This is a genomic window from Actinomadura bangladeshensis, from assembly GCF_004348335.1.
GTDB lineage: Bacteria > Actinomycetota > Actinomycetes > Streptosporangiales > Streptosporangiaceae > Spirillospora > Spirillospora bangladeshensis.
Genome location: NZ_SMJW01000273.1, coordinates 1 through 10149, shown reverse-complemented (window position 1 = coordinate 10149; position 10149 = coordinate 1). Strand labels below are relative to the sequence as shown.

The following is a 10149-nucleotide window of genomic DNA, read 5'->3' as shown; positions in this document are numbered from 1 at the left end:
GTGCCGTACTGCGGCCCGGGACTCGACGGCGGCGCCGGCATGGGCGGCGCGGAGGGGGCCGGCATCGATGGAAGGGGCGATGGCCCGGACGTGGTCGCGGGCTGGAGCGGCGCCTGCTGGCCGCCGGTTCCGTAGGACGAGCCGGCGAGGCCGCCGCCCGCTCCGCCGATACCGCCGCCGACGCCGCCCGGCAGCGCCATCGGGCCGCTGTTGCCGATGGAGCCGCCGCTCATCCCGCCGTTCATGCCACCGCTCATGCCGCCGCTCATGCCGCTGTTCATCCCGCCGCCCATGGCGGGGCCGAGGTCGCGGACGGACGAGCCCGACGGCACCGGCGGCCCGCTGACCGGGGACGCGGGCGGGGGCCCGTTCTGCGAGGCCGTCTGCAGCGGGCCGAGCGAGCCGCCGTGCCCGTTGGAGCCGCCGTGCCCGTTGGACAGCGGGCTCGTCCCGAGCGAGGAGCCCGACGCCGCCCCGTCCATGCCGGCGAGGAGGTTGACGTAGGGGCGCAGGTGGCCGGAGCCGATCTCGATGAGGTCGTCGCACTCCTGCCGCAGCACGCGGGAGATCGTCCAGTTCCCGTCGACGGCGACGTGCACGACGGTGACGCGGACGCCGAGGTCCTGCGCGTCGGTGACGACCCGCGCGAGGTCCTCGTCGCCGCTGACCACGACGGCGTCGGCGAGCGCGCCGTTGCGGGCCAGGGTCATCAGGTCGCGGTGGATCTCTGTGTCGACGCCCTCGCGGCGGCCCGGACGGGCGCGGCCGAGCCGCAGTTTGAGGCCCGGCAGGTCGGCGAGCGCGTCGTGCTCGGGGGTGCGGCGGCCCTCGATCGTGCACTCGTACCAGTAGCAGCGCAGCAGCGGCATGCCGGTGCGCTCCCTGGCGAGGTCGCCCAGGAGTTGCAGTAGCCCGCCGAAGTCCCACGAAACCGTCTCGCGGTGGCGCGTGCCGTGCACGGCCATGGCGCCGTCCGCCAGCAGATAGCCGGCGTCTACGAACAGCGCGCAGCGATCCATGCGGCACCGTCCTTCCTCAACACGGGAGCTCACAGCGTGCCCACTAGACGTAGCGACCCCGGGCGCTTATAGCGTAGTGAAGCCCTGCAGCCCAGTAGGCCGATACGGCGATTCGCCACTCTTTCATGACGAGCCGCCCGTTGGCGACTCCCCGGTAACTACGAATTGGGAGCCGACGGCGGACGCTACCAGCCGTTTCGGTCCGGCCCCGGTCTTCCGCCGGATCTTTACATGAACGAGCAGGTCACGGGTTCTGGGCGAGGGTCACGGCGAAACTCGAAACCTTTCGCGGTCTCGCTCCTTGTGGTGGCTTGACCACCGACGGTCATACATTTCGGACGCGATTTCCTTTTCGCCGGTCGCGGCAAAGTCGGCGCGGCGTCTCAGGGGCGGTGCGGGCGGCTCAGGTGATGCGGGCGCGCCCCATCTCCGAGAGCCGGCCGCCGCCGGCCGGAGTCTCCCAGCGCACGTTGCAGTCCCGGCCGGACAATTCGACGGTCGCGATGGCGTTGTCGAACCAGGGGCCGTCCGTCATGCGCCACCGGATGGGCGGGGCGGGCACCTTCGCGAGCTTCGCCAGCATCCGGAACGGCCCGCCCGAGGCGCGCGAGTACGCGATGCGGTTCGCCCATTTGAACTTGCCCTGCAGCGGGTTGCGCAGCGGCGAGCAGACGATCTGAGACACCTTCGACCGCGTGCCGGGCTCGGTGACCCGCGCCAGATACGAGTAGTGGATGTCGCCGGAGAGGAAGGAGATGCTCGCCGGCGCGGGGCCGCGTTCACCGCGTCCGACGGCGATGACATCGGCTGCGACGTCGCGGAACGACCTCTCGAACGCGGCCCAGTGCTCCAGGTCGGCGGCCTGGCGGATCTTCTCCCCCAGCGCCGCGCCGCGCTTGCCCCAGGCGCCCCCGGCGACGGCCTCGTTCCACGACTCCGCGTGGTGGATCGCCATGGGAAGAAGGTAGGGGAGGGAACTCGCGATGAGGAGATGGTCCATGCCGCCCTGGCACCGCCCGTCCAGCCACTCGAACTCCTCGTCGTCGAGCATGCCGCGGCGGTCCTCGGTGAGGAGCCTGGAGCACCGGCTGTCGACGACGATGAGGCGGGTGCCTCCCCAGTCGTGGGCGTAACTCCAGCGCGTACTGGCAGGTTCCTTGTCCGCCTTCTCCGCGAACTCGTCCAGGACGGCGCCGGCGTCGCCCGTCTCGTCGGACGCCTTGCGCAGCGCCTCGAAGAGCGGATCGGACGCGCGGTCCTGCGGGGACATGTTCCCGAGATGCTGGTAGATCCAGTACGAGCCGATCCCGCCGGTGATGCGCGCCCGCCACCACGGCTGCGACCACATCTCCTGACGCCACGCGTAGGAGGTGTTCCAGTCGTCCCGGATGTCGTGGTCGTCGAAGATCGTGAAGGTGGGGACGGTCGACAGCAGCCACCGGACCGCCGGATCGCCGTGCCAGGCCAGCTTGTAGAGGTGCGTGTAGTCCTCGAAGTCGGCGGCCTCGTCGGCGGGCGGCTCGTCCGGTCCGCGCCGTCCGCCGATGAACGCGCGCATCTCGTCGCTCAACTCGTCGGCGTACACCTGGTCGCCGACCATGAGCAGGATGTCCGGCCAGGCGACGTCGTCCCCGCCTTCGCGCAGCCGCTGCGCGAAGGCGGCGAGCGCGTCGTAGCCGAACTCCTGCACGGTGCCCGGTGAACGGCGGCAGGACCCGAAGGAGATGCGCAGCCCGCCGTCCTCTTGGAGCGTCCTGATCTGGGACGGCGGGAACCCGTCGTCCTCAGGCCAGACGGTCTCGCCGTCGGCGAGCACCTTGTAGGGGATGCGCGAACAGGGCGCGAGCCTGTCGACCTCGACGAGCGCGTAGTGGTGGCCGTGCGCAGTGAACGTCCGTGCGGACGCGTCGACACCATGCTCCTCACTGACGACTCGTACCTCGCAGGGCCGCTCTGTCTCCACCCAGATCGTCGCGGTGTGGTGACTCACGTGCCGGAGATGGGGCCCGAGTACCAAAGCGCTCATAAGAGGTCTCTCTAGCGGACCCGACCCTGCCGCGTCCACCCAAAGGGGACAGTGCTGTCATGCGGGCCATACCGGCCCGGGACGCGGTGGGCCCGGCCACGTGCGGCGCACGCGGCCGGGCCCGGTGTCACGGGATCAGGAGGAGACGGCGCACTGGCCGCGGTCGGCCCGGCGCGGGCCCTCGGCGGTCGGGCGGATGTCGAAGTCGAAGATGGCCGTGGGCAGGTAGAGCGAGCAGCAGGCGTTCGGGATGTCGACGACGCCGCTGACCCGCCCCTCGATCGGCGCGGCGCCGAGGAGCAGGTACGCCTGCTCGCCGGTGTAGCCGAACGTCTTGAGGTACTCGACGGCGTTGAGGCAGGCGTTCCGGTAGGCGAGGGTGGCGTCGTTGTAGTGGTTGGTGTCGGTGCCGTGGTCGACGGAGATGCCGACGAAGCTGATGAACTCGCTGTAGCGCGGCTCCACGTTGCCCGGCATGAAGATCGGGTTGGTGGTCACGCCGTACTTCTCCATGCCGCCCTTGATGAGGTCGACGTGGAAGTCGATGTAGCCGCCCATCTCGATGGCGCCGCAGAAGGTGATCTCGCCGTCGCCCTGGCTGAAGTGCAGGTCGCCGCCGGACAGCATGCCGCCCGGCACGTGGACGGGGTAGAAGACCCGCGATCCTCGGGTGAAGTTCTTGATGTCGTGGTTGCCGCCGTTCTCACGCGGCGGGACGGTGCGTGCGCCCTCCGCGCCGACCTTGGCCAGCGCGTCCCCGGTGAGCGTCCCGGCGAGCGTGTTCTCGGGGAGGGGCGGCAGGGCGAGCGGCGGCATCCGGTTCGGGTCGGTGTCGATGAGCGCCTGCTCCCGCGCGTTCCACCGCGCGAGCAGTTCCGCCGACGGGGCCGTGCCGAACAGCCCGGGGTGGGTGATGCCGGTGAAGCGGACGCCGGGGATGTGGCGCGAGGTGGCCTGCTGGCCGTGGAAGTCCCAGATGGCCTTGTAGGCGTCGGGGTAGTAGTCGGTGAGGAAACCGCCGCCGTTCTGCTTGGCGAAGATGCCGGTGTAGCCCCACCCCTGCCCGGCGAGCCCTCCCGTCTGCTGCGGGATGGGGCCGAGGTCGAGGATGTCGACGACGAGGAGGTCGCCGGGTTCGGCGCCCTCGACGGCGATGGGCCCGCTCAGCATGTGGCAGGGCGAGAGGTCGACGTCGCGGATGTCGTTGGCGGAGTCGTTGTTGCCGATCTGGCCGTCCGTCCACTCGCGGCATTCCATGCGGAACTCCGCTCCGGGGCGGACGCTGGCGGCGGCGGGGATGTCGGGATGCCAGCGGTTGTGGCCGGGGACGTCCTGGTCGCGCATCGACCGGGCCTGGTCGACGCTGAAGACGACGTCGGGCATGGGGTACCTCCTGAAGTGGGTCTGGTGGAAGAGAGTCAGGGGCCGGTGGCGGGCTCCGGAACCGTGCCGGCCGTGCCGCGCGGCGTGCGTCCGGGACGGGTCGGGATCCACAGCCCGGCGCAGACGGCGACGGCGACGGCGGCGAACACCGCGGCGAAGACCGCGGAGGTGGTGTAGGTGTCGGTGAGCAGCAGGAACGCGGGCAGCGTCGTGGTGCCCGCGGCGTTGGCGAGCGTCACCCAGCCCGTGTAGCGGGTGAGCTCGTCCCGTTTGAGGCCGAGGACGAGGAAGAACAGGAACCACAGGAACGACCAGCAGAGCCAGATGACCCCGAACGGGCGGTCCCGGACGTCGAAGAAGTTGACTCCCGCGAAGACGAGCGCCGCGATCGCGACGAACAGCGAGAACCAGCCGACGCCGGTGGTGTCGAGCCCGGCCAGCAGGCCGATGCCGACGTACAGGTAGGTGAACCCGAACAGGTAGATGCCGGACGCCGCGCTGATCGCCGCGAGGTCGTCCCCGGCGGCCACCAGCAGCAGCGTCGGCAGCACCACCTGCAGCGCGCCCACGAACAGGTTCAGGATCGCCGCCGACCGCGCCTCGACGCGGCCGAGCATCATCAGCGCGTTGACGAAGAGCGCCGCGCCGACGTAGAGCAGGCCCACGCTTCCCACGGGATCACCTCGTTCAGGGTCGGGGGAGGAGCGCGTGCCGGGGGTCGGCGGGCCGCGCGGGACGGCGGTGCGTGGGCGGCGGCGCCGACACGACCTTCGGCTCGTGCCGGCTGGCCTCCTGGGCGTCCAGGGCCCGGGTGAGCGGCGCACCCGGCCGGGTGAGGGACGGGGCGGTGTAGACGCGGCGGGCGGGGCCGCCGCAGTCCGCGCACGGGCTCTCGGGGCTCGCGCCGCCCATCGGCAGCGCGAGGTCGACGGGTCCGCAGCGGGCACAGCGGTACTGATAGATCACCATGACAGGCCTCCAGCCGCACGGATTACTTCTCACAGAAACTATTCGAGTGTGAAGTAATAGTCAACAGATGGACGTCACGACGACCTGGAGCTTCGCTCAGGCCCGCCTATTGCTTCTCAGGGGAACTATCTCGATCAGGGAGAGAGCTGGCACAGGACGTCGAACTCCAGCCCGTCGGCCGCGGCGAGGAACACCCGCTGCCGCAGGTGCCGGTCCCGCACCTCGACGGGCCCGCGCGGCCCGTCGTAGCCGGTGCCCTCGGCGACCGCGTTCATCCGCCTGACGTCCGGCCCGCCGCTCCGCCGGAACAGCTCGCCGAGCAGCCGGACCCCCTCGTAGCAGGACTCGCCCATGCTGTTGAGCGGCGGCGCCTGCGTGCCGAAGCGCCGGTGGTAGCGGGCGCCGAAGTCCAGGCCGTCCCCGGTCGGGAGCGTCTCGAAGAATCCCGCCGCGGCGAACAGCCCGCGGGTGCCCTCCACACCCGTCGCGAGCAGCATGTTCTCGTCCATCAGCGGGCTGAACCTCAGCTGCGGTAGGCCCGCCGCGCCGAAGGCCCGGTTGAACGCCACCGCGTCGTCGCCGACCAGCAGCATCAGGACGCCCTCGCAGCCGCTCGCGTCGATCCGGCGCAGCACGCCGCCGAAGTCCTGCGTCCCGAGCCGGACGAAGACCTCGTCGCACAGCACGGCGCCCTGCTCTGCCAGGTACGACCGGACGGCATGGGCGGAGGCGCGCGGCCAGATGTAGTCGTCGCCCACGATCGTCCAGCGCCGGACGCCGAACTCCGCGGCGATCCTGCGCAGCGCGGGCCGGAGCTGGCCCTCGGGCGTCTCACCGGTGAGCCAGACCCCGGGCGACCGCTCACCGCCCTCGTACAGCGCGGTGTACACGTAGGGGACGCGCCCGGCGAGGCGCGGTGCGAGGCACTGCCGGACGGCCGAGATGTGCCACCCGGTCACCGCGTGGACGGCGCCCGAGCCGACCAGCGCCCCGACCCGGTCGGCGACCACCGGCGGCGGCGCGCCGCCGTCCACGAGGAGCAGCCGCAGCCGCCGGCCGAGCACGCCGCCCTCGTCATTGATTTCTTCCTGTGCCAATCGAGCGCACAGCTCGGCGGAGGGCCCGAAGAGTCCCGCGGGCCCCTGCAACGGCACCACCAGGGCGACGTTCAGGTCGTCCATAACCGGGACGGTAGCCCATGGGCGCCCGAAAATACTTTCTACGAGGCGGTAATCTTAGGTCTTGCGATGACTACGACAGGTGTTCCGCAGCAAGAACTGGACCTCCCGCGGGTGCTGGCGCGCGTCGAGCGCGACATCACCGCCCGGCTCGGCGCCGCCCTCAAGACCGCCGGCTCGACCGTGGAGGAGTGGCGCGTCACGTCCCTGCTGGCCGACGGCACGGGCCACCCGATGGCCGAGATAGCCGAGCACGCCCTGCTCCCCGCGCCCACCCTCACCAAGGTGGTGGACCGCTTGGTGTCCGCGGGACTGGTGTACCGCCGCGTGGACGACGCCGACCGCCGCCGCGTGCTGGTGTTCCTGTCCGAGCACGGCCACGAGCGGGTCGCCCGCCTGACCAGCGCCGTAGAGGCCGAGTGGACCCGCATCCAGGAATCGGTGGGCCGCGAAGAACTGGCCCTCCTGCGCGCCCTCCTGACCCGGATCTCCACCCACCTCCCCTAGCCGCGCAGGATCTCGGCCTCCTTGTCGGCGTCCAGACCCACCACGGGACGGTCGGGACGCTGCGGCGCCCGTCCGCCTATGGACTGGAGCCACGCCCACGTATCGGCGACCGTCTCCTGGACGGGACGGCAACGCAGCCCGGCGGCCAGAGCCTTGTCGACGTTGGCGCGGTGCATGGTGTCGTGGGCCTCGCCCGGCGGAAGCCAGACCGGGAGATCCGTCCACGGCTGGATGCCCGCGCTAAGGATGGTTTCCGGTGCTGTCCAGACGAGTTCGGCGTTAGACCCCGTGACGTCGATGCACGCCTGGAGCAACTCCTGGATCGTCGTGTGGCCGGGCGGGCTGACCACGTTGTAGGCGCCGTTCAAGCCTTGCCCGATCGCGTCCAGCGTCCAGGCGGCGAGATCTCGAACGTCGATGTACTGGAGGCCGGCGTCGCGAGGGCCGGGCGCCAGAACGTTGCCGCTTCGGGCGATGCGCGTCAACCACCAGGGAAGCCGCCCGATGTTCTCGTAAGGCCCCAGAATGAGGCCGGCCCGCAGCAGCAGCGCCTTGTCACCGAACACATCGAGCGCCGCCAGCTCACCCCCGCGCTTCGCCGCCGCGTAGTCGACGTCCCCGTCGTCCGGAGAACCGTCCACCACCTCGGCTGATTCGCCGAGCCCGAGCGGCGTGGGGAACCGATAGACAGACCGGCTGGAGACGTAGACGTAGTGCCCGACCTGCCCACCAAGAAGGCGCGCGGCGTCACGCACAGCCGACGGCGCCCCCGACCACGTGTCGACGACCGCGTCCCACTCCCCGCCTTCGAGGGCCTTGAGACCGCCCTCGACAGCACGGTCACCATGGAGGGACGCGACACCCTCCGGCGCCTCATGACGCCCCCGATGGAAGACGGTCACATCCCAACCGCGCCCAAGAGCCTCCTCGCTCACGGCCCGCCCCACGAACTCCGTCCCACCCAACATCAGAAGCCTCATGAGCAGAACTCTGCCCTCTGCACCCCCCGCGAGGAACACCTCCCTGCTCTCAGCAGAAATCCAAGGACTGCCCGACAGACCAAGTAGCTTCCGCCCGTGACCGACTTCTCCGTGGACGACCGCGAGGAGGCACTCATCTTCCGGAGGTGAACCAGGGCGTCGCTTCTTGATCAGCGACTGCGGAGGCGGCCCGCTCTTCATCCGGGCCCGCGACGTCAACGAGGGCAGGCAGCTCCGGTCCATGGGCAGATGTCGGGGTCGAAGTCGGGCAGGCCGTCCAGGAACTTGGCGTTGTTCCCGAACTCGGGCTTGATCCAGCGCGCCACCACGAGGACGGAGATCGTGCTCGCGCCCGCTTTCCGCAGTGCCAGAGCGGCTGACTGCGCGTGGCCGCCGCTCGTCCATGTGTCGTCCAGAAGCAGGACGTGCGAACCGCGGGAAAGGCGTACATCAGCGGTGAAGTGGGCGGCATCGAGTGCCCGTGGATCGGATGTTCGGGGAGCCGCCGCTAAGCGAACCTCGTTCCCGGGAGCCGAGCCGCTCACTATGCGATGCAGGGGATGCTCTCCCGGCTTCGCCGGAAGGGACGGCACCGTCGCCCAGTGGGTCAGCGCGATGCCGGTGCCCGTCCCTGCGCAAGCACCATGCCGGGACAGGGTGAACAGCGTGAGCATGGTCACCAGGCGAAGGTGGGCGCCGACTGGGGGACGGGCCTTGTACTGCCGCATGACATAGCCGGATTGCTGCTGGGGCACCGCGTAGATGACGGGCGCGACGATGTCGGCGGTCCCGTCATGCAGTCGATGCCGCTTGCAGGCGAAGCAGAATCAGTAACGGCCGTCGATCGGCGTCGTGCAGACCGCACACGTCCTGTGGGGCCGCCGTACCGGATTGCGGAGGAAGCCGCCCGCCGAGGTGACCAGCGCCTTTCGCAGACGGTCCTCAGTTGCGCGATCAAGCATGTCAGGAGACCAGCCGCTCCAGGGCCGCATCGATCAGGGACTCGCCGCTGACGAGTTCGCCGACGGTGGTCAGCACGTCGCCGAGGCCACTCGCGACGTGGACGCCGGGCCTGCCCACGAGAGCGCGTGCCCAGGTGTTGGCTTCGACCACCAGATCGGTGAGGATGACCGGTCTGCCGTGCTCGACCGCCATGCGCGCCTGTGCGCGTGCGCCGCTGTGCTCTCCCGCCTCCACGACGACTGTCGCCAGCCCGTAGCCGGACATGGTCGCATTGCGCATCAGGAACGTGTGCTTCTGCGGAGGTGCGTCCGGCCAGAACTGGGACAGCAGCAGGCCACGGGACGAGATCTCCTCATGAAGTGCGCGGTTGGCAGCCGGGTAGACCTTGTTGATGCCCGTCCCGATGATGGCGACCGTGCGTCCGCCCGCGTCGAGCGCGGCGCGATGGGCAGCAGTGTCGATACCAGCGGCGAGCCCTGCTACGACCGTCACGTTTTCGCGTACCAGGCCCTCGGCGACACTGGCGGCGATGGCCAGGCCGCGCTCGGAGGCGGCTCTGGACCCGACCACCGATACGGCCAGGTCGTCCCCGGCGAGTGAACCTCGTGCGAAGAGCACCGGCGGTGCCTGGTGGACTTCACGCAGCCGTTCAGGGTAGAGGCCGTCGAGGACGGTGAGCATCGTGTGGCCCTGTCCTGCCCACTCCTGGATGTCACGAGTGGCCGCCTCCAGCGGATTCGCCTCGCCGGGAACAGGGAGCAGAGCCGGCGGGACGAGACGGTGCCATACCGCGAGCGCGCTCCCGGCCTCGACGACTTCCGCCGTGATATCCGCCCAGCGCAGACCCTGGGGGCGGACCTGGAGGAGTGCCACCAGGGCCGCTCTTTCCTCAGAGCTCACCGTCTTCATGGTCTCAGGGTACGAGTGTGATTTCTGCATCTCCACTTCCCCCGCCACCGACTCGAATCTACGTTCGATTATTTCACCTGAGCGGCGCCCGGCCGTCGGGGGCTGATCGGCCGGGTCGCGCGGAAGGGATCCGCGTTGCACGGGGGCGGCGTCGGCTCGGCGAGGTCGGGGCGAGAGCCGACGGGGCGGCCTGCCTCGAACGTTCGTTTCCGGTG

Annotated in this window: 10 protein-coding genes; 1 reads left to right on the top strand and 9 read right to left on the bottom strand. The window is 70.3% G+C overall.

Annotated features, from left to right (window positions below):
• The 6 genes from E1284_RS43785 to E1284_RS34115 form a co-directional block, all read right to left on the bottom strand.
• The coding region (locus E1284_RS43785) for an NYN domain-containing protein (protein WP_279433102.1) at positions 1-1019 on the bottom strand (1019 nt) is incomplete at its 3' end.
• A gap of 403 nt (positions 1020-1422) precedes the next feature.
• Positions 1423-3045 (bottom strand): alkaline phosphatase D family protein, encoded by a 1623-nt coding sequence (locus E1284_RS34135; protein WP_131944291.1) that lies wholly within the window; start codon positions 3043-3045, stop codon positions 1423-1425.
• 135 nt (positions 3046-3180) lie between these two features.
• Entirely contained in the window at positions 3181-4428 is a 1248-nt protein-coding gene (gene fmdA, locus E1284_RS34130) for a formamidase (protein WP_131944290.1), read from the bottom strand.
• A 35-nt stretch (positions 4429-4463) separates the two neighbouring features.
• Positions 4464-5102, bottom strand: coding sequence for an AmiS/UreI family transporter (locus tag E1284_RS34125; RefSeq protein WP_131944289.1), 639 nt, complete (start codon positions 5100-5102; stop codon positions 4464-4466).
• A gap of 13 nt (positions 5103-5115) precedes the next feature.
• A complete protein-coding gene (locus E1284_RS34120) occupies positions 5116-5397 on the bottom strand; it encodes an FmdB family zinc ribbon protein (protein ID WP_131944288.1) in 282 nt (93 codons plus the stop codon).
• Positions 5398-5531: 134 nt separating this feature from the next.
• Entirely contained in the window at positions 5532-6578 is a 1047-nt protein-coding gene (locus E1284_RS34115) for a substrate-binding domain-containing protein (RefSeq protein ID WP_131944287.1), read from the bottom strand.
• 66 nt (positions 6579-6644) lie between these two features.
• Here E1284_RS34115 and E1284_RS34110 point away from each other — a divergent pair, with 66 nt between their 5' ends.
• Complete coding sequence (locus E1284_RS34110; RefSeq protein ID WP_131944286.1) at positions 6645-7082, top strand: MarR family winged helix-turn-helix transcriptional regulator; 438 nt, start codon at positions 6645-6647, stop codon at positions 7080-7082.
• Here the strand turns inward: E1284_RS34110 and E1284_RS34105 are convergent.
• The 3 genes from E1284_RS34105 to E1284_RS34095 all read right to left on the bottom strand — a co-directional run bounded on the left by E1284_RS34105 (position 7079) and on the right by E1284_RS34095 (position 9934).
• Positions 7079-8062: an NAD-dependent epimerase/dehydratase family protein gene (locus E1284_RS34105; RefSeq protein WP_131944285.1), complete on the bottom strand. Its 984-nt coding sequence runs from the start codon at positions 8060-8062 to the stop codon at positions 7079-7081. The two genes, E1284_RS34110 and E1284_RS34105, sit on opposite strands and share 4 nt — an antisense overlap.
• A 215-nt stretch (positions 8063-8277) precedes the next feature.
• Positions 8278-8742, bottom strand: a complete 465-nt coding sequence (locus E1284_RS34100) for a phosphoribosyltransferase (RefSeq protein WP_131944284.1) — start codon at positions 8740-8742, stop codon at positions 8278-8280.
• A 283-nt stretch (positions 8743-9025) separates the two neighbouring features.
• Positions 9026-9934 (bottom strand): DNA-processing protein DprA, encoded by a 909-nt coding sequence (locus E1284_RS34095; RefSeq protein WP_131944283.1) that lies wholly within the window; start codon positions 9932-9934, stop codon positions 9026-9028.
• Between the last annotated feature and the right edge of the window lie 215 nt (positions 9935-10149).